The sequence below is a fragment of the Paenibacillus puldeungensis genome (assembly GCF_042678945.1).
In the GTDB taxonomy this organism is placed as follows: Bacteria; Bacillota; Bacilli; order Paenibacillales; family Paenibacillaceae; genus Fontibacillus; species Fontibacillus puldeungensis.
Genome location: NZ_JBHTLM010000037.1, coordinates 1 through 23,344, shown reverse-complemented (window position 1 = coordinate 23,344; position 23,344 = coordinate 1). Strand labels below are relative to the sequence as shown.

The window sequence follows — 23,344 nt, the reverse complement described above, 5'->3', positions numbered from 1 at the left end:
CGCGCTGCCTGGCAGCGCGGCCACGGGCCCGGGGCGGCCTGACGCAGTCGGCCGCCCCGAGACGAAGACGCCGGCTCAGCGCGTCTTCATCAAGATCACGGCCGCGGCGGAGAACGCGCGCCTGCTGGAGAAGCTCAAAGCATTGCTGGAGCTTCACCCTGGTCCGGTCGGCACCGTGCTCTTCTATGAGAGCACAGGCAAGCTACTCGCTTTAACGGAACGCTATAACATCAAGCCGTCACCTAGCCTATTTCGCGAGATGGAGCAAATGCTGGGGCCGGATACCGTTAAAGTTAAGTGATCCGCCATCTTCATTTATCTAGCCTGCCCCTTGGTGTTTTGACCGGTGCGGGCTTGTTTTTTTGGTGATTTGATTGGCCCTTTTACTCCGCTTTTACAATAGAGGTGGACGATTTAACGAACATTTCATTTCATCCAAGCATACACTTAGGAACACGGCGCATCTTGAACAGGGAATGTTCCATAGTAAGCTTCTCGGATAAATTGCACCGACTAAAAAGCCGAATTAGCAGGCTCGGGCAATGAGTGCAAAGAGTCCGAAATAAAGGAGGAAATAGGATGTCGTATGAGATTGCAGAGGCGGAGCTGCTTCGTCGAGGGGTAAAACTGGAAGAAATTGCTGAGATCGTTTTTTCACTGCAAAAAGTATATTACAGTGACCTGACGCTGGAGCAATGCTTGGATAGCGTTAAGGCTGTGCTGCAAAAGAGAGAAGTACAATACACGTTATTTACCGGAATCGCTTTAGATGAACTTGCGGACCAGCATCTACTTCCCGAGCCGCTACAGACGATTATGGAGGCTGATGAGCCGCTGTATGGCGTCGATGAAACGATGGCTCTTGGCATTACGAGCGTGTTTGGGATGATTGGACTGACAAGTTTTGGCTATTTGGACAAGGTTAAGCCTGAGGTAATTGGACGATTAAACCAAAAAGGCGACAAGATTCACGTCTTTTTGGATGATCTTGTAGCTGGTTTGGCGGCGGCTGCTTCAGCGCGGATCGCTCATAAGAGTAAGCATGCAACCACTTATTATTAGAAGAAAAATGCTTTGAACACACCTGCTACTGATTCCATTTATGAATAAGAAATACAGTTATGTAAGAGTTGCAACGCAGAAACTGACAAGTTTGGTTCCCCGCTTTACATTCGACTATTTTTGCACTACCAGCTCCCTTTTGTGGCCTCCGACCTTTGTTGCGGGATTTTTGAAAATTATGTTATCATTACTCTATTATACGGGCTCAAGTGATAAGGTTAGGGGGCTTTGAAAAGGGCATGTGGACTGTAATGTATATCGCACCAACCGCTAAGGTTGCCGACATGATCAAAACGAGACTCACAGAGGAAGGCTTTCTCGTCCAAACACGTCCTGTCAATTTATCAAAACAGCAGTTTGAAATTTTAGTTCCTTCCGGGGAGCTTGAAGAGGTTCAAGAGGTGTTGAATTCGATATTGCACTCTTGAGGTGAAGAAGTAAACGGCTTAGGATATGATAGAACAATCCTTGGGGATTGTAGTTATGGCCAATAAATTAACGGCTGAAGAGGTGTAGTTGTGTTTAAAGATTTGTTCCAAAAGAAAAGAAAATACGCGACCATTCCTTCAGAGCGTCGGGGGAGCGAAGACGGTTCGCCGACGGATGATCGGCCCAAACGTGAAATTCCGGAAGGTCTGATGAATAAATGCCCGCATTGCGGCAGCATTCAGTACAGCAAAGAACTAGAGAAGAATTTTAAAGTATGTCCTTCATGCGGTCACCATATGCGTCTTAACGCAATGGAACGGATTCGTTATACGCTGGATGAAGGCAGCTTTAAAGAATATGATGCGGATTTGATCTCCGTGGATCCTTTGGAATTCCCGGGATATGCTAGTAAGCTGGAGCAGCAGACTTTAAAATCCGGCCTGAGGGAAGCGGTTGTGACCGGAGAAGGAACAATCGGCGGCTTTCCTGCTGTCGTAGCGGTCATGAGCTTTGACTTCTTTACGGGAAGTATGGGTTCGGTTGTGGGTGAAAAAATAACGCGCGCGATTGAAGCGGCGGCGGACAAGTGGTTGCCGATGATCATCTTTTCGACGAGCGGCGGAGCCCGCATGCAGGAAAGCATCCTGAGTCTGATGCAGATGGCTAAGACCAGCGCGGCTTTAGCAAGGCTTAGCGAGCAGGGAGGCCTATATCTTTCGGTCATTACGGACCCGACTACAGGGGGCGTTTCGGCCAGCTTTGCTATGCTTGGAGATATTATAATCGCAGAACCTGGAGCTGTGTTCGGGTTTGCCGGACGAATTGTCATCGAGCAGACGATTCGCCAGAAGCTGCCGGACGATTTTCAAACCGCTGAGTTCAATTTGCAGCACGGTCAGCTGGATCTTGTTGTTCACCGTAAAGAAATGAAAGCCACACTGTCCAAATTACTCGATTTGCACGGTGTGAAGGGAGGAGCATAAATGGCAGGCGAATTGCCTTTTGAAACGCCTCTCGTAAAGCTGCGCGAGAAAATTCAAGAGCTTGAGCAGTTTGGTACGGAGAAGGGCATCGATTTCACGGAAGAAATCGCACGTCTCGAAGAGCGTTATCGTCAGTTAGAAGAAGAGATATACAGCAATATTTCGCCGTCTGAGAAAATGCATCTGGCCCGGCATCACCAGCGTCCAACTTCGCTAGATATGATCGGCCTGATCTTTGACGATTTCATTGAACTGCACGGGGACCGGGTGTTTGGAGATGACCTCGCTGTTGTTGGCGGGTTGGCCAAGCTGGGTGGCGTTCCTGTAACAGTGCTAGGTCAGCAGCGCGGAAAAGATACGAAGGACAACATCGCTCGCTTCTTCGGAAGCGCGCATCCCGAGGGCTTTCGTAAAGCGCTGCGGTTAATGCATCAGGCGGACAAGTTCGGTCGTCCGATCATTACGTTTATCGATACAAAAGGAGCCTATCCGGGCATAACGGCGGAGGAAAGGGGGCAGTCTGAGGCGATCGCTCGTAACTTGCGGGACATGGCGATGCTTCGGGTGCCCGTCATTTGCGTTGTCCTCGGGGAGGGAGGTAGTGGCGGAGCCTTGGCACTAGGAGTAGGAAACCGTGTGCTTATGCTCGAAAACGCCATTTATTCCGTCATTTCACCGAATGGCGCTGCGTCAATTTTGTGGAAGGATGCCTCGAAAGCCGACCAGGCTGCGGAAGCGATGAAAATTACCGCGCAGGATTTGCTTGAAATGGAGGTTATCGAGGAGATCGTGCCTGAGCCTAAAGGCGGAGCGCACCGGGATTATGAGGCTACTGCGACAGCTATTAAAAGCGCCCTGCTGCGCCATATGGGAGAATTGTCTGTCATGAATTCGGACGAGCTTCTTGAGGACCGTTACCGCAAATTCCGCAAAATTGGGAAGTTTACTACAGTGGCTAGGGAAGTGAAGGCGTCCGCTGAACCGGCGGTCCATCCTTCACAAGACTAGGTCTGTTGCCGTTTGCGGTTCATCGATTTATGTATAGAGATCGTGACAATATGATAAACTTCCTATACAAAATGGGCAAACTGTAGTAAATTTAGTTGTTGGAAAAGATTATATAGAGAGAACTAATAAAACGGAGGAAACCCAAATGCGCAAAACAAAAATCGTATGTACCATCGGTCCTTCTAGTGAATCGTTAGAGAACATCAAGAAACTGATCATGGCCGGAATGAACGTCGCTCGCCTGAACTTCTCCCATGGTGATTTTGAGGAGCATGGCAACCGGATTAAAAACATCCGTCAAGCGAGAGAAGAGCTGGGGAAATCAATCGCCATACTGTTGGACACCAAAGGTCCTGAAATCCGCACCGGCAAACTGAAAGAAGAACCGATTGAGCTTGTACAAGACGAACTCATCACTTTGACGACCGAAGAAATTCTTGGCGACAAAGACCGCATCTCCATCACGTACAAAGATCTTCCTCAGGATGTAGAAGTCGGTTCGACGATTCTTATCGATGACGGACTGATTGGGCTGACAGTTGTTGACATTCAAGGCACAGAAATTAAATGCCGTATCGTCAACGGCGGGACGATTAAGAGCAAGAAAGGCGTTAACGTTCCTGGCGTCAACATTTCTCTTCCGGGCATCACCGAGAAAGACGCTAACGATATCAAGTTCGGGATCGAACAAGGCATCGATTTTATTGCGGCTTCCTTCGTTCGTAAAGCTAGTGACGTACTTGAAATTCGTAAATTGCTTGAAGAAAATAACGCAACCCATATTCAAATCATTTCTAAAATTGAAAACCAACAAGGTGTTGACAACCTAGATGAAATCTTGGAAGTGTCTGACGGCCTGATGGTAGCACGTGGCGACCTCGGCGTGGAAATTCCTGCAGAAGACGTGCCGCTCGCTCAAAAACGCATGATTGAAAAATGTAACCGCGTTGGTAAACCGGTTATTACGGCAACGCAAATGCTGGACTCCATGCAGCGCAACCCTAGACCTACTCGTGCTGAAGCCAGCGACGTAGCTAACGCTATCTTCGACGGTACTGATGCAATCATGCTGTCCGGCGAAACCGCTGCAGGGAAATATCCTGTAGAATCCGTGCTCACCATGGCTCGTATCGCCGAAAAGGCAGAATCTGCCTTGGAGTACCGTGAAATCTTCATCAAACAAAGTAACGCACAGCAAACGACCGTTACGGAAGCGATCAGCCAAGCGGTTGCAAACTCTGCGCTTGAGCTGAATGCCAAAGCCATCATTACTTCTACGGAAACTGGATATACGGCTCGCATGGTATCGAAATATCGTCCGAAAGCGCCGATTATTGCAGTTACGACCGAAGAGCAAACGCTTCGTCGTCTCGCATTGAACTGGGGTGTAACTCCGGTTAAAGGAAACATTGCGGCCACAACGGACGAAATGTTCGACAAGGCGATGAAAGGCGGACTGGATTCCGGATTGGTTAAAGAAGGCGACCTCGTTGTTATTACAGCTGGAGTTCCGCTTGGACGTTCCGGTTCCACCAATTTGGTGAAAATCGGCCAAGTCCGTAAATAACTATAAAACGTTAAAGAACAGCGTATCATTGAATCGTTCATTCGATTCTCAAAAAAAGGCAATGGGAAACCTGGCGACGGGATCCATTGCTTTTTTTGCAAAAAAGACCTGAATCGAGCAATTAACGAAGGCTTTTATGGAAGGAGCGGGAGCGATATGTACATAAGCGAATTAGTGATCGAGCCCAAGTATTATGAATTCGATATGATGGGGATCATTTATCACGCCAACTATCTTGGTTGGTTCGAAGCAGGACGATCAAAGCTGTGCGAGGATCTGGGCTTCAAATATATCGATATGGAAAAGGCGGGATACATATCTCCCGTCTATGAAATGAAAGTGGAATATAAAAAAGGCATTCGGTATGGGGACGAAGTGCTGCTAAGAACATGGATTATCGAGAACGGTGGCGTCAAAACGGTTTATGGGTATAATGTACTAAACGGAGAAGGGACGTTATGCGTTGAAGGATCGTCATCGCACTATGTCGTGCGGCGTGAGGACTTCAAGCCGGTTCAGTTTAAGAAGGTGTTTCCGGAGTGGCATGCTGCCTTTGAGGAAGCGAGCAAGTGATGTTTTTTGATTAACCTACATTGAAGCGGTAAAATACAACTTAGAAATGATGCTGCAATAAAGGAGTCATAATATGCGTAAATGGATAGCCGTTTCAATCGTGATCATCCCGATTGTTGAATTCTGGGGGTTTATGTTCGTCGGCGAACGCTTAGGAGCCGGAAAGACCGTATTTTTGACGCTCGCTACTTCGATTATTGGTGGGCTGATGATGCAGTTTGAAGGGCGCAAGGTGTTGGAGGATGGCAGAAAGCAAATGAGCGAAGGGCAGATCCCGGGGCGGGTGGTGCTAGATGGAATTTGTATATTTGCCGGCGGGATTCTGCTGCTTATTCCCGGTTTCATAACGGATATTATTGGTTTTACAATGGTATTTCCGTTGACTAGGCCGATTTATCGTTTGCCAATGATGAAGTGGGTTAGCAAAAAGATCAAAGATGGTTCGATTACGTATTTCCGGCGTTGACATTTTCTTCTGATTCAATTATAAATAGTTCTAAGCTAATGATGTGAAACATTGATGAACGGGACAGTACTTCATGAACCGCCGTTACAGCGAGCCGGAAGGGTGGGAGCCGGTACAAGGGACATGAAGGAAGCGGACCCGGGAAATGGTTTGCCGAACGTGGAATACAGGAAGCAAGTAGGCAAATCCGGTGGCTGGCCGTTATTCGGATAGAGTGGCTTGAGCGTATGCTTGGCACTTAGAGTGGTACCGCGGGAACCTAAGGCTTCTCGTCTCTGATTTGAGACGAGAAGCCTTTTTTGTTTATTTTTGATAACGAAGGAGTGTGTAATTTATGGAGCAAATCAAAGCAGAGCTTGCCGGCCAAGTAGCTACTTTGCTTGAAGGAGTTGCGGCAGAGGGCATCGCTACGATGATGGAATATCCGCCAAATGAGGAGATGGGAGATATTTCTCTGCCCTGCTTTAAGCTTAGCAGACAGCTCCGCAAATCCCCTCAGGCGATATCGTCTGAGCTTAAGGATTCTCTTATGGCTAAAAGTGCTGAACTAAATGGACTCATAGGGCGCATTGAGGCGGAATCAGGCTATTTGAATTTTTATGTGGATAAAGGAGGATTGGCTAATTGGACGATCCGTTCGATATTGCAAGCGGGAGAGCGCTATGGTGCGCAAACAATTGGAACCGGCCAGACAGTAGTCATTGATTACTCCTCGCCGAATATAGCCAAGCCGTTTCACATTGGACATCTTCGCTCTACGGTTATCGGGAATGCGCTGTATCGGATTTACTCCTTTCTGGGTTACCAGGTCATCGGGATTAACCATTTGGGCGACTGGGGAACCCAGTTCGGCAAATTGATCGTGGCGTTCCAGCATTGGGGTGAAGTGGCGAAGCTTGAGGAGGCCCCCATTGATGAGCTGTTAAGACTGTACATTAAGTTCCATGCAGAAGCGGACGGATATCCTGAGCTTGAAGAAGAGGCGAGAGCTTGGTTTGTGAGGATGGAGCAGGGAGACGAGGAAGCGCTCAGATTATGGCGGTGGTTTGTTGAGATCAGTATGGACGAATTTCAGAAAATATACGACTTGCTAGGCGTTCATTTTGACCACGTGACTGGAGAGAGCTTCTATAACGACCGGACTACTCCTGTCATCCAGGAGCTGAAGGATAAGGGGCTACTAGAGGTGGATGAGGGAGCCAGGCTGGTTCGCCTGGATGCCTATGGAATGGCCCCGGCCCTGATGCTGAAGAAGGATGGCAGCACACTCTACCATACCCGCGATGTGGCGGCCGCCCTCTACCGTAAAGAGGCATACCGGTTTGACAAAGCGATCTACGTAACGGATTACTCGCAAAGCCTACATTTTCAGCAGTGGTTTAAGGTGGTTGAACTCATGGGCTATGATTGGTCCAAGGATCTCGTTCATGTTCCCTTCGGTCGTGTAAGTTTGGAGGGCGCGAGTTTGTCGACCCGAAAAGGAAATGTAGTCAAGCTCGATGATCTCTTACAGCAGGCTATTTTTAAGGCAAGAGAAATCATCGAATCGAAGAACCCTGGCCTGGACCAAAAGGATGAGGTTGCCAGACAGGTGGGAATAGGGGCAGTCATATTTAACGATTTGACTGGGAATCGGATTAAAGACATTTCGTTTTCCTGGAAAGATGCCCTTAGCTTTGAGGGGGAGACGGGACCGTATGTTCAGTACACCCATGTGAGAGCATGCAGTCTTCTGCGTAAAGTAGATGAGCAGCGGGAAGGTATACAGGCGATTCTCGGGAGTGAAGCGAAGGCGTATTTCGATTGTTTAACACAAAAGGCCGAGTTTGAAGTGATCAAACAGTTATCATTGTTTCCGGAAACAATCAGGCAGGCCGCGGAAAAAATGGAGCCTTCGTTGCTCAGTCGGGGGTTAATCGATCTTGCGCAGGCTTTCAATCGCTTTTATCGCGAATGTTCTGTTCTGGTGGACGATGCTGCTGTGCGCTCAGCAAGGCTCGCTCTGGTCTGGTGCGTTCAAGTCACGCTGCAAAGTGGCCTACACTTGGTCGGGCTGGAGGCGCCTGAGCGGATGTAACTTGATTGCATTTTTCTTACCGTAGACGCCCATGCAGGATATAGTTGCGCAGATCCCGTACCAAGCCAGCCCGAAAGGCTGCGCCGACAATGACGAGTATGACTGGACCGATAATAAGACCCAGAAACCCGAACAGCTTTAAGCCGACAAACATGGCGATCAACGTCGGCAGGGGATCGAGCCCAACGCTGCTTGCAAGCACTTTGGGTTCGATCAGCTGTCTCGAGATCAGAATGATACCGTACAGAATCGAAAGGCCTATTCCGAGCGAAGCTTCGCCAGTGGCGAAGGCATAGATGAGCCAGGGGATCATGATTGTTCCTACCCCTAAATACGGAAGTAGGTCAACTAGGCCAATGATCAGAGCATAAGTGAATGCGGAATCAACTCCAAGGATAGTTAAGCCTAAAAGCACAATGAAGGCAGTAATTGAGATCATGATGAACTGGGCACGAAGGTAGCCTGATAAAGCTCTCTGCAGGTCCTTCCAAATGTCTCCGGCCGTTCTACGAAACGGGGCAGGAATGATGCCGGCGAGATACCGCATATCCCGTTCCCAATGATTGCTGATGAAAAAGGTAGCCAGCAAAATAACAGCAACGATGACACCCAGGTTTGGAAGTGAGGAAATCAGGTTTACGATGGTACCCAAAAAGTTATTGATGATATGGGTAACGGCCGAGCCGATCTTTTCCGCGGTATTGTCGATATTTTTATGAATCGTATTTTCATAGCCCGGGTTGTCTGCAATAAAAAGGTTGATCTCATTCAGAATATTCTGAATACTCTCGCTTTGTGCCCACTCGACAAACAAGTTTCTCCACTCTTCAATTCGCAGATCGAAAGATTCGGCTAAGTGAACTAATTCCTTGACAAGCCGTGTTAGTGCTGCGGTAAGAACAATAGCCGCACTACCTACGCAAACAAGCAGTGAGACGCAGACTGCAAGCCATTTTGGCAGCCTCACGCTATGCTGCAGCCAAAGCACAAATGGATTTATAGCGTAGGAGATGAGCCAGGCGATTAAAAACGGATATAGTAGTGGGAGCAGCAAGTACATAAAAGCAATGGAAGAAACAAGGACGATGCAAATCCAGCTTCCTCGCAGCACGCGCTTAACGATGACATTATCCAAGCAGCATCCCCCTTTTCCTACTGTACAAGTCCTGTTTCTACGATATTACTTGTCCGTACGGAGTATTCCAGATTGATATTTTTTGATAGCATGTGACAAAAATCATTGCACAATTGCAATCGTTTACAAAAATTCTTTATGATCGTGATAAAAATAAAAGCGGCATAAACCGCTTTGTATCAACGATTTGTCTATTTGTTTACCCACATATCACCCACATCTAGTTAACACTGTCCATCAGAGCATCTAATTTTTCTACCGCTGACCGCTTTTTAGGATTAGTTACATGGAGATAAATATTTTTTGTGGTATTATCGTTTTTATGTCCTAGTAGTTGTTGGATCGCGGCGAGTTCCACGCCAGCCTCAGCCATTAATGATGTATAAGTGTGGCGCAAAGAGTGGGGAGTAATGTTAGAAGGTAGATCAGCCTTTTTCAAAATTTCATTCATGTATGCTCTAACTTCGGCTGGGTGTAAAGGGTAGCCCATCATCCATTTTTCGTTAAAAAAAAGAAAACCATCGTCTACTAAAAATGCTTTTCTGTTCAACATTTTATATTCATTTTTCCATGCTATTTGTTCTTTAATAACATTTATAACCCTTTGGCTAACATCGATCTTGCGAATAGATGACTTGTTTTTTGGAGTATTTAGTTTGTAATGCTCTACTGATCCTTTAATGTATAGAGTTTTTGTAACAGAGACACGCTTATTTATTTCATCGATGTCGCTTACCTTTAAAGCTAAAAGTTCACCAATTCTCATACCTGTATAGGCTAAAATAAGCAATATTCTATGACATTGGCTATAATAAGGCTGCTCTTTATCGCTTTCGCTTGATACGCTAAATAGCTTTGCTAACTGCTCTTTTTCGAGATATTTAGGCAATTCGTCCTGCGCTTCTATTTCTTCTACTGTTTGTTCGAAAGCAGGTACTTTTGCATATTCTGTTATATCTTTTTTTACATATTCTAATTCCAATGCTTTCTTAAAAATCATTCTCATTACAGTGTGATAATTGCTGATCGAGCTTTTTGAATAAGGTGTGGGCTTGTCTTCTCCTTTTTTGAAATAACCAATATCACGCATTTTATTAAGTTGCTCCTGGTACTTAGAGCTTGTTATTTCTTGGAGATGTAATCCACCTAAAGTTTTTTTGATCAAATTGACCGTGCTTTTGCGAAGATCCTTTGAAACACCTTTTATGCTCATTGCACCATACAGTTTTAGCCATTCATCTGCAAATTGCGATATAGTTTTTTTATTTTTGTCTATGTATGTCCCGTTTAAGATTTCAGCTCTAATAATTACGCCTCTGTCTCGCGCTTCTCCTTCTGTCGCATATGGACCATCCTCTTTTTGTACGCGCTCTCCAGTTGCCGGGTCTTTAACGCTATATCTGTAGTAGTATTTTCCATCAATAATACAAACATTTTGGGTTTTTGTTTTTTTTCGTTCGCCTTTCTTTGGCATAATATCACCCTTATTCCGGTTTGTTTATATATATTTTCATTAATTCATTAAGCACCTTCACATCTTTGTCAGACAGGTTGATAATAGTATTAATAGCCGTTGCTTTTTCTTCGCTCATTAATTTATCTGCATTAGTCTTGATCTCTTCCATGTTTTCGTTAAAAAGAAGGTCATCCAAATCGACGTTTAGTACATTAGCAATTTGTTGCACTTTGCCCATTCTCGGTTCATTTCTTCCTGATTCCCAATAGCCTACTGTCACACCAGACACGCCGATTCTTTCGCCCAACTCTTCTTTTGTAAGTTCTCTCCATTCTCTAATTCTTTTCAAATTTTCCGCAAAACGAATAGTTTTCAACTTAAATCGTTCCCCTTTTCAGATTATATTCCTGATATTAACATACTGTTAGCTAATATTCCACATTTATTCTAACTTATACTTAAAAAATTTATGAAAACCGTTGACACCTAACTTTATGTTAGATATGATTGAGGTGCAGTTAGGGGGTGACACGAATATGGAACAAGCAATCGCGACTGTGGGCAGACGTAAAACATTGCGTGAATGGAGAGCGTTTTGCAGACTGAATAAGAAAGAAGTGGCTTCACTGCTAGGCGTTCACATTAGTACGTATGCAAAAATGGAGGATGATCCAGTCAAAATTCAGATTAAGTATGTGCCAAAACTCGCTGAGGTTTTTGGATGCGACACAAGAGACATTATTTTTTTTGAAAATGATCCTAACACTATGTTAGATGGCATCATTTAAGGAGGTGTTAACATGGACGAATTGCCACCAATCGTTTCCGTCGATGATGTAGCTGAGTATTTCAAAGTGTGCAGATCAACAGTTTTTAAAGCAATGAAATCTGGAAAATTGAAATACTACAAGTTTGGACGACAAAGAAGAATCAAGCGGGAGTGGGTCATGGAGTTTGAAGCCTCCATGATCACCGAAGCTAACTAACCCATAAGGAGGTGAGAAGAGATGAAACAACTTACTGAAGAACGAGTAAGGGAGATTGTACGAGAAGAAATTGAAAAAGAAAAAGCCGCCAACGCTACGGCGACTCTAAAACAATTACGTGAACGATTAAGCAAGTCATATATACCAGAGGACCCGTGGGGAATTAATCACCGTCAACAAAACCTTTAATTCTGATTGGTTCTCTATTTGGATCATCTTTAGGGGTAGAGGTCAAAAGAAAACTCAGTTGGCTAACGTGTTGGATTAATTCGCTTTCTCTTCCATTCACAAATCCATAAAAGCGAATAATTGATGGGTTACTGTAACCGACATTAGTCACTTGCATTAGCACTGTTTGCCCAAAAGAAGCGAGAAATAGAGCTACATCCAGGGTATCATCAAGCTTTTTCTGATAGTCCAAAATTGACTCTGTAATGACCTCATATTGATAATCGGCTAAATGGTGATCTCTTAAACCTGAAATATCAATAGTTGGAATAGCCCTATTAATTACATTTGAGGAATCATCAAAATCAAAACCACTCATTTTTTACACCTCCCTTCATTTCCATTATTCGACAGGGAGAGCAAAAGTCCTATTAGAAAGGAGCAAGTAAATGAATCAATTAACGATTAGGAGCGTTAACGGTAAGCTTTTGGCAGATAGCCGGGAAGTCGCGGAGATGATTGAAATAAGACATGCCGACCTTCTTGAAAAAATCAAAGGATACATCCAATATTTGTTAAACGGAAATTTCCGTTCATCTGATTTCTTTATTGGGAGCACTTATAAAGATAACTTGAATCGCGAAAAACCTTGTTACCTACTCACCCGCAATGGCTGTGATATGGTCGCCAATAAAATGACCGGGGAAAAAGGGGTGCTCTTTACTGCGGCATATGTAACCAAATTCACGGAAATGGAACGACAGTTAAGTAACCTGCATGTTCCTCGATCTCTGCCGGAGGCGCTTCGGTTAGCTGCTGACCTAGCAGAAAAGAATCAAATGTTGCTGATTCAAGCCGAACAGGATCGCCCCAAAGTGCTTTTTGCCGATGCAGTAGCAACGAGTAAAACGAGCATTCTTGTTGGGGAACTAGCAAAGATACTAAAACAAAACGGCGTCGAAACAGGCCCAATCAGATTATTTTCGTGGTTGCGTGACAATGGTTATCTGATTAGTCGAAAAGGTACTGATTACAATATGCCAACACAACGCTCGATGGAATTAGGACTGTTTGAGATTAAAGAAACCAGTATCAGCCATTCTGATGGTCACGTGACTATTAATAAGACACCAAAAGTAACTGGAAAAGGGCAAGTATATTTTGTTAACAAATTCAAAGATGAACAACAACTTGCTTAGGAGGTGGCGACTGTGAAGATTAAAACGGAAATTTACAACAGACTATTTAAAAACGAATGCGTCAAACACTTTCCAATCGTCAACGGATTTGATTTTGAAACACATAAGAAGCTTGTGTTTTGGGGAGTAAAACTGTTTGGGCGAGGACGTGCCAAGCCAAAGACGATTGAAGAGGCTGCATTAATTTTTAATACACATACATTGATTTTTGACTTAATTGGCCTTATGACACCGCGGCAACTAATGACACTATTCCCCATTGATAAAGACTATGACGGCGATAAGTACCAAACAAAAGATTATTTTTACACCATGGATGTGTGCATTAAACACGGACTTGATACGAAAATTGGTGATGCCTTTGATTTCCTTTGGGACTATCAAAATTGGGACATTGCAGGGCTAGTAGTGGAACATCTATCCATAACAAGCGACATACGAAAGTTTGAGGGGTATCCCGGGTTGCTTGAAGAATTTGCGGCAAAAAATGGCCTCAAAACATACCAGATGCGTGAAATGAATGGTTCAACAGTTTTGATTGAAAATCTCGTAATCACAGAAGATGGAAAAGTCTTGTAAGGAAAGGAGCATGACTATGCCTGAATTTTTAGCCTTACGTAGTAGACGATGCGAATTGCTCTTACTACGGTGGAGATTGCTTAACGGTCGAATCCAATGTGATCCCGAAGTTATCCCGGCTGCGGTTGATTGGATTGACTCCGAATTAGCGGTGATGCACCCATGATCAAATGTGCCGGTTGCGATAGGGAAGCCAAATACGAGGTATACGGTCAGCCACATTGCCGGGAGCACATGCTCGAAGCAATTGACTGTGCGGTATACGTAGAGGTTAGGAGGTTGGAACCGCTTGAGTACTTATCTCGAATCAGCTCTCAGAAAATTAAAACGGCTGCAAGACGAAACGACTAATGTTTCGGTTGGTACAGCAATGGAACAAGTTGGGTGGTTTTTCAAACAAGACTTTCAATCAGTGATCGACGACTTGGAAACCCATAAGATTCTGCTTGAAATGAAAAATGACCGCTGCGCTAACAGCGATCACTCAGAGACATTGTAAATATTATCACGGAAACAATAACACATTTTTAGGGAGGTTGTAAAGATGGTAAAACAATCGGATCAGTTAACTGTCATTCATAAAAACCTGAATAACCTTTTGGATTCTAAGCGTGATGCCATGCCAACTAACTTTAATAAAACCCGTTTCCTACAAAACTGCATGACGGTATTACAAGATACAAAGGGTATCGAACAGTGTGACGCTACCAGTGTGGCACGGACGATGCTCAAAGGTGCTTTCCTAGATTTGGACTTCTTTAACAAGGAATGCTATGCCATCGTTTACGGCGGCACGGTCCAGTTTCAGACGGACTATAAGGGCGAAAAGAAACTTGCTAAACGGTACAGTGTGCGGCCTGTCAAAGATATCTATGCCAAGCTAGTACGGGAAGGTGACGACTTTAGGGAAGAGGTAAAAGACGGTGAGCAAACAATCCAATTCGTGCCTATGCCATTTAATAACAGCGAAATCCTTGGAGCATTTGCTGTGGTTTTATACAACGACGGTGGCATTGCTTACGAGGTAATGTCAACGGAAGAAATCGAAGCAACGCGCAAGAATTACTCCAAACAGGCTAATGGTCAGGCTTGGACTAAGAGCAAAGGCGAAATGTACAAAAAGACGGTTCTGCGCCGGTTGTGCAAAAATATTGAACTTAACTTTGACACCATCGAACAGGCAAGAACATTTGAAGATTCCAGCGATTTTGATATGAACAAGGAGCCAAAACCAGAGCAACAAAGCCCGTTAAACGCTAACGCTACAGTCATTGACGTCGAGTATACAGAAGTGCCGGAGGAGCCGGAATATGAAGCTGACCAAGAGTAACTATTACAGCAACGAAGCAAACCGCCAATATATGAGCGTCAGTCAATTTAAGAGCTTCTTACCTGCCTATGGTGGGTGTGAAGCTCAGGCACTGGCTGTACTCAACGGAGAGTTTGAATCTACGCCTATAGAGGTGTTTATGGAAGGGCACTATGTCCACGCCTGGAACGAGGGCACATTGGAAGAGTTTAAAGCAAATACCCCTGAGATTTACAGCAGTAGAGGTGGATCAAAAGGGCAACTAAAGTCCAACTTTAAGATTTGCGAAAAAATGATCGAAGTCTTGGAAAACGATCCACTCGTTATGAAGGCGCTGGCTGGGCAAAAGGAAGTCATGATGACAACTGAGCTTTTTGGAATCAAGTGGAAAGTCATGTTAGATAGCTACCAGCCAAACTTAGGCAATAACACCGGAATGTTTGCCGACCTTAAGACCATGAAAGAAATTGACGGGAAATGGTGGAACAAGGATATCCAAGCATACGAAAACTTTATCGATCATTACGGCTATAACGTACAAATGGCGATTTACGCCGAGGTTGAAAAGCAAGTAACAGGCCGGGAAAACTGGCTATTGCCTCACATGGTTATTGTCACCAAACAAGACCCACCAGACCATGACATTATCTATTTTGATTATGACAATATCGAAGCCGGATTACAGATCGTCGCTAGAAACATTGAGAGAGTCAAGGCGGTTAAGTCGGGCGCGGTCGAACCGGTGCGCTGCGAGAGATGCGATTACTGCCGATTGACCAAAAAGATACAGCGAATTAAGCACGTTTCAGAATTGAGTTTGTACTAAAAGGAGGAATCAGCATGTTAAACAGAGTGATTTTAATAGGACGCCCTACACGCGATCCTATCCTTAAATACACGCCGTCAGGTGTTGCCGTGACTACTTTTACCTTGGCAGTAGATAGACCGTTTAAAAGCGAATCTGGAGAGCGTGAGGCAGACTTTATTCCCGTGGTTACATGGCGGCAACTTGCTGAGACGTGCGCTAACTACTTACGGAAAGGTAGATTGACAGCGGTTGAGGGCCGAATCCAAGTACGGAACTACGAAAACAGCGAAGGAAAGCGGGTGTACGTCACAGAGATTATAGCTGATAACGTTCGTTTCCTTGAAAGTAGCAAGTCAAATTCCAACGGCCACCAAAAAGACGACCCATTTCAAGATGACGGAACACCAATTGATATAGACGAAAATCTGCCGTTTTAGGCGGTGATCCTATGGACTTTGGATTAAATCAATATACCAAAGAACAGCAATTAGGGCGCAGAAAAAAGGTGGAGACACCTTTAAGAAAACGACCAGAGGATAAAAAGTTGACTAAGGAGCAGGTCCGGGCAGAAGTCAAAAAGCGCGATGGAAATTGGTGCTTAATCAGTGGCAAGCCTGGGCCGGGGCTTCACCTTCACAGAGTGGTTTATGGCGGTATGGGTGGTGGCGGTGGTAAGTACGAGATTTGGAACTGTGTGCTGCTTTCAAACGAAATGCACACGTTAGTCCATTCGAATAAACGTGTTTGGATGCCATTACTACTAAATTACCTAGCCGCTAAGAAGGAAGCCAAAGACCCAAGCGAGATACTAGCAAAAATACGCAAGAAAGCAAATGTGAGTGGGTGGTGACATGAAAGGCGCGTTTCAGACGAGCCGGGAAATATTTGAAAATCCAATATGGCAAGACATCCCTAAGTTTCGAATCTTTTTCTACATTGTAGGAAATGCCGTTTATGCCGAGGAAGGGGCCGTTGTGGCTGGCATGCACTTAAAGCGCGGCCAATTCCTCCGGGCATACCGGAACCTAATGAAAGACTTGGAATATATCGAGAATCGTTCCGTCAAAAGATACTCACTCTCTGTTATTTCAAGAAAAGTTGAACAACTCGTCAAAGAAGAACGATTGAAAATTGAAGATACCGAACTTGGAACGCTGTTTACGGTAGTCAATTACGCACAGTATCAGGGATTCGACCATTACAAAAAGAAAACTTGGGACAGCGTTGGAACGGACTTGGAACGCGACGAGAACAGGGATGGAACGGAGTTGGAACAGGGATGGAACAATAATAATAAAGATAATAAAGATAAAAAGGTTAAGAAAGAAAATAAAAAAGATAATACCGCATTTGAGGATTACACCTCAAATCCTGTTTTACTCGAATCTTTGAACTCATTTTACGAATATCGCAAAAAGAGTAAAAAACCAATGACAGATGCGGCGATAAAATTACTGCTCAACAAACTGAATGACCTAGCAAGTGACGACGAAACAAAGGTTGACATTTTAAACCAATCAATACTCAATGGCTGGCAGGGAATATTCCCGATTAAGGACGGTGATAAAGGTGGAAGAAGTTCCGGGATTTCAAAGCACGAAAGGGATTCTAAACCAGGATATGGCGGATCGGATCGAAAGATTACGAGCCTCGACAAAACGTCAAACGTCCGAGAGTTCAGCGACGAAGAACTTGCAAGGCTCATATAAGTGCGAGTATTGCAAAGATACGGGCGATGTATGGATTGATACTTGGACGCTTAGAGAGTGTAATCACTGCAACGCTCGAAAAATGCAGGATATACAACGTAAGATCAAAGCCGCACAAATCACAGACGAATTTAAAAGCAAAACATTTAAATCGTTCGAAGTGTCAGATAGGCCAGAACAAATCAAAGAGGCAAAGAAGGTAGCCCAATCCTATGTACTAGCTTTTCCAAAAATACGGAAGGACAAACAAAACGGTATAGCCTTGATGGGAAACCCCGGGTGCGGCAAGACGCACTTACTTGCAGCAGTATCAAATAACCTGCTGGATAACGGGGTGGAAGTTTTCTACTTCCCTTGGGTTGAAGGAATGAAGGAACTGACGAATGCAGATTTTGAAGAGAAGCAAGAAATCATCCAGCGTATGCAAAAATGCGAGGTTCTTTTTCTAGACGATTTGTTCAAGGGACGTGGCAAGCCTACAGACTACCAATTTGAAACGGCATGGGCAGTTTTGAATTATCGATATTTAAACAACTTACCAATTATGGTTAGCACAGAACGAAGCATATCGGACCTGCTTGATATTGACGAAGCAATGGGCAGCCGGATTGCAGAAGTTACAAGGGCATATAAAGCAGTTATAAACGGAAGTCGTGAGGAAATGAACTGGCGAATCAGAGGTATGGGTGAAGCAAATGGAACCAATTGACGATTACGAATTGTTTGACAAGGACTTTGAAAAATTCGTGCAGTTAGGACGTGAAGCCTTTGGACAAGAAAGAGAAACGGCAACAGCACGAAGCAAAGCGCCAGAAACGGGAAATGAGAGAAACATGGGATTCATTCGAATATTTACTACGAGAGAAACTAGCGGGCGCAGATAACATACTAGCAAGAATTGACTATGAAGCATCTGCCGTTGGTGTATCAGTGACGGTAAGACGTGAATTTGTGTGTAAAAAGTTGATCGAGTTGATAAATGAAATTGTAGACGAAAGAGAGGGGAAACGAGATGCAATGTAAAGTACCAGGATGTAGCAATCAAGCGGTAGGCAGTTTTGCAACTGTACCAGTTTGCAATACATGCCAAATGAAGTTAGTGGATGAAGCCATAACATTTTACAAGAAAAGAATTGATGAAAGGCCGTGTTTTGAATCGATCCGACACTTAACACCTTGGAAACAGATCGGTGAAGGTGATAAACATGTAGCCGTGGTAGAAAAAATGAAAAACGGGGTTCCAACTGTTTATATGATTCGCGGCAAACGGTACGTTTGTGACAACAAATCAACGTTCAAGGGGGCAAGAGCATGAGATTTATAGGAATCGACCCAAGTACAAAGACCGGTCTGGTTATCCTAGATCGAGATGGAAACATTCTTGATACGATGGAAATCACAGCTAAAGGCGAGGACCCGGCGAGAATGGCAGACATTATTTATAAAACAATCAATAATCTCGAACAAGGCGATTTGATAGCAATAGAGGGATTTGGGTTTGCATCTCAATCAGGTTTCCTGCTCGGCGGCATCGGCTGGGGAATGAGAGTCGGAATGTACTTGGGCAATATCCAATACAAAGAAGTTGCCCCGGCAGCTCTCAAAAAGTTTGCCAGCGGCAAGGGAAACACCAAAAAGGATGAACTAGCGGTTCACATTTTTAAACATTGGGGATTCGAGAGCAAATCAGACAACATAAGAGACGCCTTTGTATTGGCCCAAATAGCCAGAGCAATACGAATGAGTACAGCAAACACCAAATATCAGCAAGAAGTTATACAGACCATTCTAGAGCCTTCAAAAGCAAAGAAGAAAACAAAGGTGGGATAACATGACACCACGTCAACAAGCCGTTATCAATTTTATATACTCTTACTCCAAAATGCACGGATATCCACCAACGATAAGAGAGATCGGAGACGGAACCGGTCTAGCATCATCCGGTGTAACTCATGGACATTTACAGCGGCTTGAGAAAAAGGGATATCTCAAACGTGAAGCAGATAAACCGCGGGCTTTAACATTAACGAAGCTTGGGATTGCATTTGTGACCGAATATGAAGCCGATAGAGGAACTTTTACAGATAGGTAGAGTAATTGCAAGGGTAAAACTCATAAGCCCACTACACAGCCACACAGACCGTCACAACACATTAACCGAGTATACGGGGAAGAAAACTTAGTATAAGGGAGCGATTAAATATGCCAACAGGATATACAAGTTCAATTTGTAACGGAGAAGAAATAACGGTTAAAGATTTTATTTTGGGATGTTCAAGAGCTTTTGGGGCGTTAGTCATGATGAGAGATGAACCAATGGATGCGGAAATACCTGTGTTTGAACCAAGCAAATACAATCTTGAAAGCTTGGAAAAAGCAAAAGCACAATTGAAAGAATTTACCGACATGAGCGTTGAAGAAGCCGAGAATCGCGCAGAAGAAGAATATCAAAATGATGTAAAAAAGTATCATGAAATACTCAATCAAAAAAGAGAATTGCGTATACGATACGAAAAATTATTAGCCAATGTTGAAGCTTGGACACCACCAACTAGTGAGCATTTAGAGCTAAAACAATTTTGTATAAAACAGCTTGAAGATAGTATCGATTGGGACTGCGACGAAAAATATTTGACACCGCCGGTTCGGATCAGTGGAGAAGAATATCAGAAATCTGCGATTGAGAAGGCACAAAAGGAAATTAATTATTACTCAAATGAACATGAAGAGGAAGTGCAACGCACAAATAGACGCAATCTTTGGGTTAAGCAATTAAAAGATTCTCTTAAGGAGGACTAACCAATGCTAGGTAAAGACGGATTGACTAACAATGACCAGATACAAGAGATAAAACGAAGACTTTCTAAAACGAAAAAGACTCTGGAAGAAAACGATTTACCAATGACAAGCGCAGTTAAGGACAGGGAGTACCTTATATCCGAAGTAGAACGACTACAGGAGATTGTTGAAGCACAAGGCAAAGTGATTGAATCATACCAGCGGATTGAGAAGGACATGGAAAGTGATTATGTGCAAGTGTTGGAACTCATAAAAAAGAATGAGTTATGCACACACATGAGAAAAACAGGGACTTATAAACTTGCCGAGTCTGCCCTATCCCACCTGAAAGGATGAATAAACCCTGATACGGCTGCCGCTATCGCTGGGTAATTCGGTCGGATCAAAGCTAAAACCATAAACCAAAGGAGCAAATATATATGAAAATTTATAATCCGAGTAATAACAACATTCATCAAGTGGAAATTTGTTTGCTTGATGAAGAGGGATATAAAGGAGCTGTAATTATTGAAATAGGCGGAAATGTTCGGGGTTCATCAATTATTCAGGGGGCGATAGATACATTTGTGGACGGTGATTTTTTCCCAATCCAGCACGAACTAAATGAAAGGCACATCGACTGTGTATCTGATGATGGGTACCCTGAATTAATTGCTCTATTTAAAGATGGTAATGATGAAGAATTGCTCATTGATATGCCAGACATTGAAGATTACATTGTCGGGGCGAAAATCATTTCAGTACGAGATAGAAACTAATTGGCCGAAGGCGACCAATGCGACTGAATCCACTCAGCGAAGCGGAGGCCGGAAAGGAATATTATGTTTAAACTAACCAATCCACAAAAGTTACCAGACCCCATAAAAGTATTAGAGAGCCTATCAGCAGAGTTAAAACAGATCGTCGTAACTTATGAAGAAAATCAAGACGCAAACCAAATGTATAAAGGGATTAAAGACATTTTAAAGAGGGGTGATGGGGAATGAGATGTCATGACTGTAAACATTATTGGTGGATGCTACAGTCAGTTGATTCGCCATATGGTGAAGCGGCTTGTATGAAAAGACAGCAAGATTTATTTGGTACAGCACCAGAAGATGTAGCTGATTGCGAGGATTTTGAGAAAAGCACATTGGAAGGTGATAAGGAATGAGTAAAGAGGATGCGAAACGTAAAAAGCACCGCAAACTTGCAATCCTACAACGGAGATTAAAAAAGCTAAAAGACCCTAATAGCACCTATCAAGTACTTGAAAGATTGAAGCTTAAAAAGCGGATAAGGAACCTTAGAGATTAACCCCTATACAGCTAAACAGTAATGAGCAGTAATGAGCAGGAGACACATTTAACGCAGCAAGGGAGGAGAAATATGAGTACTAAAAATATAGTTTCATTGTCCGGTGGTAAGGATAGCACAGCACTATGGCTTTATGCGCTGGGAAAAGGTGTAGCGGTAGTTCCGGTATTTGCTGACACAGGAAACGAGCATCAAAAAACCTATGAATATCTCGAATATCTTGAAAAACAACTTGGGCCGATCCATCGGATTAAAGCTGATTTTACTAAACAAATTGAGCATAAAAGGGAAGTTGTACAAACCAAGTGGAGAAACGAAGGTGTTGAAGAGTGGATTATCGAACAGGCGTTAAGTGTGCTTCATCCCACTGGAAACCCGTTTCTTGATCTATGTATCTGGAAGGGACGATTTCCTTCAACGAAAGCTAGATTTTGCACTGTAGAGTTAAAAGTAAGACCATTTTTTGACCAAGTATACTTGCCGCTTCTGGAGCAAGGTCACAAGGTTATTAGCTGGCAAGGAGTTCGAGCGGAGGAAAGTATAGCGCGGTCAAAACTATCAGAACGTGAAGATACACCTGAGGGATACGAGATTTACCGTCCGTTACTTAAATGGACAGCGAATGAAGTGTTTGCAATGCACAGTAGATACGGGATTGATCCAAACCCGCTGTACAAACTTGGGATGGGCCGTGTCGGATGTATGCCATGTATAAATTGTGGGAAGTTGGAGCTTTTTGAAATCGCAAGAAGATTTCCAGAGGAAGTCGAGCGGATCGCCGCATGGGAAGAAACAGTCAAACAAGCATCAAAGCGAAACGGAGCTTCATTCTTCGCAGATGAAAATGGAGCAGGTATATACGAAAAGGTAGAGTGGTCAAAAACAACATTCGGCGGCAAGCAATACGATCTACTTAAAGCCATTGAAATGGAAGATGTTCCGATGTGCTCCAGCCAATACGGATTATGTGAGTAATGCGTAGTTCGAAAAAATAGCGCAATAAGGCCGAAGGCCCGCGAATCGACCGAACAACCGAGCGAAGCGTGGGCCGAATAAGGTCATGATAACCCCAATCTATTGGAGGGATAAGAGTATGGATAAACAACCAAAGTTAATAGATGCAGATAAGCTGCTGTATGAACTCGCCCTACAGGGAATGATGACAGATGATATTAAACGCAAAATTGACGAGGGAGAGTTTGATCCAGATCCCATCCCCTTACCAACCATAAAGCCGGGAGATAGAGTGCATCACGATAGGTTTGAAGCAAACGGTATAGTTAAACGAATCTCCAAGAGTGGAAAAAGAGCCTACGTGATATGGGATAGAGGAGCACCGTCTTATGTTGAACTTAAAAGTTTGGAGGTAATCTCCCATGACTAAACAGGTTAGAGAAGAGGATAAGAAAGCAGAACAAGACGAATTCCCCATTCTTCATTGGTTTAACAAATATACAGCAGAGAAAGAACGTGCAGATAAGGCAGAAGCCCGGGAAAAGAAACTACGTGAAGCAATGGAACATTGTATCAAGGAATACCCACAATGGGACTCCAAGGAAATTGCAGCTAGTTTGATGCTGGATTACATGAAAAATATTTTATCTATACTTTACCCCTTAGATAAGGAGGAAGAAGCAAAATGAACGCAGGTAGAGCAATGGCCTTTATCAGCCAATATGGAACATGTCCAGAATGCGGAAATGCGTATGTAGGAAACGGAGATGGCAAGTTGATT

The 23,344-nt window shown here is 43.9% G+C and carries 37 protein-coding genes and 1 other annotated feature; of the genes, 33 read left to right on the top strand and 4 right to left on the bottom strand.

All coding sequences use genetic code 11. The features are described 5' to 3' along the window. From ACFQ3W_RS25720 to argS, 9 genes are all read left to right on the top strand, one after another. On the top strand, window positions 1–301 hold a 301-nt coding region (locus ACFQ3W_RS25720), incomplete at its 5' end, for a hypothetical protein (RefSeq protein WP_379322099.1). A gap of 278 nt (window positions 302–579) precedes the next feature. After that, window positions 580–1,062 (top strand): phosphatidylglycerophosphatase A family protein, encoded by a 483-nt coding sequence (locus tag ACFQ3W_RS25715; RefSeq protein WP_379322098.1) that lies wholly within the window; start codon window positions 580–582, stop codon window positions 1,060–1,062. Window positions 1,063–1,301: 239 nt separating this feature from the next. Beyond that, a complete protein-coding gene (locus ACFQ3W_RS25710; protein WP_379322097.1) occupies window positions 1,302–1,490 on the top strand; it encodes a glutamate decarboxylase in 189 nt (62 codons plus the stop codon). A 90-nt stretch (window positions 1,491–1,580) separates the two neighbouring features. Then, window positions 1,581–2,474, top strand: a complete 894-nt coding sequence (accD, locus tag ACFQ3W_RS25705; RefSeq protein ID WP_379322096.1) for an acetyl-CoA carboxylase, carboxyltransferase subunit beta — start codon at window positions 1,581–1,583, stop codon at window positions 2,472–2,474. After that, window positions 2,475–3,482, top strand: coding sequence for an acetyl-CoA carboxylase carboxyltransferase subunit alpha (locus ACFQ3W_RS25700; RefSeq protein ID WP_379322095.1), 1,008 nt, complete (start codon window positions 2,475–2,477; stop codon window positions 3,480–3,482). Between the two features lie 145 nt (window positions 3,483–3,627). Beyond that, complete coding sequence (gene pyk, locus ACFQ3W_RS25695) at window positions 3,628–5,049, top strand: pyruvate kinase (protein ID WP_379322094.1); 1,422 nt, start codon at window positions 3,628–3,630, stop codon at window positions 5,047–5,049. Between the two features lie 156 nt (window positions 5,050–5,205). After that, window positions 5,206–5,622 carry an acyl-CoA thioesterase gene (locus tag ACFQ3W_RS25690; protein WP_379322093.1) on the top strand — a complete coding sequence of 139 codons (417 nt, stop codon included), beginning with the start codon at window positions 5,206–5,208 and terminating at the stop codon, window positions 5,620–5,622. Window positions 5,623–5,695: 73 nt separating this feature from the next. Next, window positions 5,696–6,088, top strand: a complete 393-nt coding sequence (locus ACFQ3W_RS25685; RefSeq protein ID WP_379322092.1) for an FxsA family protein — start codon at window positions 5,696–5,698, stop codon at window positions 6,086–6,088. Window positions 6,089–6,133: 45 nt separating this feature from the next. Beyond that, window positions 6,134–6,368 (top strand) — a binding site (T-box leader). A 54-nt stretch (window positions 6,369–6,422) separates the two neighbouring features. Then, window positions 6,423–8,165: an arginine--tRNA ligase gene (gene argS / locus ACFQ3W_RS25680; protein WP_379322091.1), complete on the top strand. Its 1,743-nt coding sequence runs from the start codon at window positions 6,423–6,425 to the stop codon at window positions 8,163–8,165. Window positions 8,166–8,181: 16 nt separating this feature from the next. Here the strand turns inward: argS and ytvI are convergent, their stop codons facing one another. The 3 genes from ytvI to ACFQ3W_RS25665 all read right to left on the bottom strand — a co-directional run bounded on the left by ytvI (window position 8,182) and on the right by ACFQ3W_RS25665 (window position 11,132). After that, entirely contained in the window at window positions 8,182–9,300 is a 1,119-nt protein-coding gene (ytvI, locus tag ACFQ3W_RS25675; RefSeq protein WP_379322090.1) for a sporulation integral membrane protein YtvI, read from the bottom strand. 220 nt (window positions 9,301–9,520) lie between these two features. Beyond that, on the bottom strand, window positions 9,521–10,774 hold the full coding sequence (locus ACFQ3W_RS25670; protein WP_379322089.1) for a tyrosine-type recombinase/integrase: 1,254 nt from the start codon (window positions 10,772–10,774) through the stop codon (window positions 9,521–9,523). Between the two features lie 10 nt (window positions 10,775–10,784). Continuing rightward, window positions 10,785–11,132 carry a helix-turn-helix domain-containing protein gene (locus ACFQ3W_RS25665; RefSeq protein ID WP_379322088.1) on the bottom strand — a complete coding sequence of 116 codons (348 nt, stop codon included), beginning with the start codon at window positions 11,130–11,132 and terminating at the stop codon, window positions 10,785–10,787. Window positions 11,133–11,292: 160 nt separating this feature from the next. On the opposite strand from ACFQ3W_RS25665, the gene ACFQ3W_RS25660 reads away from it, so the two are divergent. Genes ACFQ3W_RS25660 through ACFQ3W_RS25650 form a run of 3 tightly spaced genes read left to right on the top strand, consistent with a single transcriptional unit; the run spans window position 11,293 to window position 11,931 of the window. Further along, window positions 11,293–11,544 (top strand): helix-turn-helix domain-containing protein, encoded by a 252-nt coding sequence (locus tag ACFQ3W_RS25660; protein WP_379322087.1) that lies wholly within the window; start codon window positions 11,293–11,295, stop codon window positions 11,542–11,544. Window positions 11,545–11,556: 12 nt separating this feature from the next. Further along, window positions 11,557–11,742 carry a helix-turn-helix domain-containing protein gene (locus tag ACFQ3W_RS25655; protein ID WP_379322086.1) on the top strand — a complete coding sequence of 62 codons (186 nt, stop codon included), beginning with the start codon at window positions 11,557–11,559 and terminating at the stop codon, window positions 11,740–11,742. Between the two features lie 21 nt (window positions 11,743–11,763). Beyond that, window positions 11,764–11,931: a hypothetical protein gene (locus ACFQ3W_RS25650; RefSeq protein WP_379322085.1), complete on the top strand. Its 168-nt coding sequence runs from the start codon at window positions 11,764–11,766 to the stop codon at window positions 11,929–11,931. Here ACFQ3W_RS25650 and ACFQ3W_RS25645 read toward each other — a convergent pair. Next, window positions 11,906–12,289, bottom strand: coding sequence for a DUF6173 family protein (locus ACFQ3W_RS25645; RefSeq protein ID WP_379322084.1), 384 nt, complete (start codon window positions 12,287–12,289; stop codon window positions 11,906–11,908). The two genes, ACFQ3W_RS25650 and ACFQ3W_RS25645, sit on opposite strands and share 26 nt — an antisense overlap. Window positions 12,290–12,359: 70 nt before the next feature. Between ACFQ3W_RS25645 and ACFQ3W_RS25640 the strand changes: the two genes are divergently transcribed. From ACFQ3W_RS25640 to ACFQ3W_RS25540, 21 genes are all read left to right on the top strand, one after another. Further along, window positions 12,360–13,109 carry a phage antirepressor KilAC domain-containing protein gene (locus tag ACFQ3W_RS25640; RefSeq protein WP_379322083.1) on the top strand — a complete coding sequence of 250 codons (750 nt, stop codon included), beginning with the start codon at window positions 12,360–12,362 and terminating at the stop codon, window positions 13,107–13,109. 12 nt (window positions 13,110–13,121) lie between these two features. Next, window positions 13,122–13,688 carry a hypothetical protein gene (locus ACFQ3W_RS25635; protein WP_379322082.1) on the top strand — a complete coding sequence of 189 codons (567 nt, stop codon included), beginning with the start codon at window positions 13,122–13,124 and terminating at the stop codon, window positions 13,686–13,688. 289 nt (window positions 13,689–13,977) lie between these two features. Continuing rightward, the gene (locus ACFQ3W_RS25630; RefSeq protein ID WP_379322081.1) at window positions 13,978–14,187 is read left to right on the top strand and encodes a hypothetical protein; all 210 of its coding nucleotides are present in this window, start codon (window positions 13,978–13,980) and stop codon (window positions 14,185–14,187) included. A gap of 45 nt (window positions 14,188–14,232) precedes the next feature. Next, on the top strand, window positions 14,233–15,018 hold the full coding sequence (locus tag ACFQ3W_RS25625) for a recombinase RecT (RefSeq protein ID WP_379322080.1): 786 nt from the start codon (window positions 14,233–14,235) through the stop codon (window positions 15,016–15,018). After that, window positions 14,999–15,823, top strand: coding sequence for a PD-(D/E)XK nuclease-like domain-containing protein (locus ACFQ3W_RS25620; RefSeq protein WP_379322079.1), 825 nt, complete (start codon window positions 14,999–15,001; stop codon window positions 15,821–15,823). Before ACFQ3W_RS25625 ends, ACFQ3W_RS25620 begins: the two co-directional genes overlap by 20 nt. A gap of 14 nt (window positions 15,824–15,837) precedes the next feature. Beyond that, window positions 15,838–16,242, top strand: a complete 405-nt coding sequence (gene ssb / locus ACFQ3W_RS25615; protein WP_379322078.1) for a single-stranded DNA-binding protein — start codon at window positions 15,838–15,840, stop codon at window positions 16,240–16,242. Between the two features lie 11 nt (window positions 16,243–16,253). Continuing rightward, a complete protein-coding gene (locus ACFQ3W_RS25610; RefSeq protein ID WP_379322077.1) occupies window positions 16,254–16,655 on the top strand; it encodes a hypothetical protein in 402 nt (133 codons plus the stop codon). Next, the gene (locus ACFQ3W_RS25605; RefSeq protein ID WP_379322076.1) at window positions 16,645–17,514 is read left to right on the top strand and encodes a hypothetical protein; all 870 of its coding nucleotides are present in this window, start codon (window positions 16,645–16,647) and stop codon (window positions 17,512–17,514) included. The genes ACFQ3W_RS25610 and ACFQ3W_RS25605 overlap by 11 nt, the downstream gene beginning before the upstream one ends. Beyond that, on the top strand, window positions 17,426–18,223 hold the full coding sequence (locus tag ACFQ3W_RS25600; protein ID WP_379322075.1) for an ATP-binding protein: 798 nt from the start codon (window positions 17,426–17,428) through the stop codon (window positions 18,221–18,223). Before ACFQ3W_RS25605 ends, ACFQ3W_RS25600 begins: the two co-directional genes overlap by 89 nt. A gap of 59 nt (window positions 18,224–18,282) precedes the next feature. Beyond that, complete coding sequence (locus ACFQ3W_RS25595; RefSeq protein WP_379322074.1) at window positions 18,283–18,537, top strand: hypothetical protein; 255 nt, start codon at window positions 18,283–18,285, stop codon at window positions 18,535–18,537. Next, window positions 18,527–18,829 (top strand): hypothetical protein, encoded by a 303-nt coding sequence (locus ACFQ3W_RS25590; protein ID WP_379322073.1) that lies wholly within the window; start codon window positions 18,527–18,529, stop codon window positions 18,827–18,829. Before ACFQ3W_RS25595 ends, ACFQ3W_RS25590 begins: the two co-directional genes overlap by 11 nt. Next, a complete protein-coding gene (locus ACFQ3W_RS25585; protein WP_379322072.1) occupies window positions 18,826–19,344 on the top strand; it encodes a hypothetical protein in 519 nt (172 codons plus the stop codon). The genes ACFQ3W_RS25590 and ACFQ3W_RS25585 overlap by 4 nt, the downstream gene beginning before the upstream one ends. 1 nt (window position 19,345) lies before the next feature. Further along, window positions 19,346–19,606: a LexA family protein gene (locus tag ACFQ3W_RS25580; RefSeq protein ID WP_379322071.1), complete on the top strand. Its 261-nt coding sequence runs from the start codon at window positions 19,346–19,348 to the stop codon at window positions 19,604–19,606. A 110-nt stretch (window positions 19,607–19,716) separates the two neighbouring features. Next, window positions 19,717–20,313: a hypothetical protein gene (locus ACFQ3W_RS25575; RefSeq protein ID WP_379322070.1), complete on the top strand. Its 597-nt coding sequence runs from the start codon at window positions 19,717–19,719 to the stop codon at window positions 20,311–20,313. A 3-nt stretch (window positions 20,314–20,316) separates the two neighbouring features. Next, complete coding sequence (locus ACFQ3W_RS25570; protein ID WP_379322069.1) at window positions 20,317–20,649, top strand: hypothetical protein; 333 nt, start codon at window positions 20,317–20,319, stop codon at window positions 20,647–20,649. Window positions 20,650–20,732: 83 nt separating this feature from the next. Further along, window positions 20,733–21,071, top strand: a complete 339-nt coding sequence (locus ACFQ3W_RS25565) for a hypothetical protein (RefSeq protein ID WP_379322068.1) — start codon at window positions 20,733–20,735, stop codon at window positions 21,069–21,071. Between the two features lie 63 nt (window positions 21,072–21,134). Further along, a complete protein-coding gene (locus ACFQ3W_RS25560) occupies window positions 21,135–21,299 on the top strand; it encodes a hypothetical protein (RefSeq protein ID WP_379322067.1) in 165 nt (54 codons plus the stop codon). Between the two features lie 382 nt (window positions 21,300–21,681). Continuing rightward, on the top strand, window positions 21,682–22,584 hold the full coding sequence (locus ACFQ3W_RS25555) for a phosphoadenosine phosphosulfate reductase domain-containing protein (protein WP_379322066.1): 903 nt from the start codon (window positions 21,682–21,684) through the stop codon (window positions 22,582–22,584). Between the two features lie 118 nt (window positions 22,585–22,702). After that, entirely contained in the window at window positions 22,703–22,993 is a 291-nt protein-coding gene (locus ACFQ3W_RS25550) for a hypothetical protein (protein WP_379322065.1), read from the top strand. Then, window positions 22,986–23,252, top strand: a complete 267-nt coding sequence (locus ACFQ3W_RS25545; protein ID WP_379322064.1) for a hypothetical protein — start codon at window positions 22,986–22,988, stop codon at window positions 23,250–23,252. Before ACFQ3W_RS25550 ends, ACFQ3W_RS25545 begins: the two co-directional genes overlap by 8 nt. After that, window positions 23,249–23,344 (top strand): DUF3797 domain-containing protein (locus ACFQ3W_RS25540; RefSeq protein ID WP_379321975.1); only part of this gene is annotated, 96 nt, incomplete at its 3' end. The genes ACFQ3W_RS25545 and ACFQ3W_RS25540, both read left to right, overlap by 4 nt.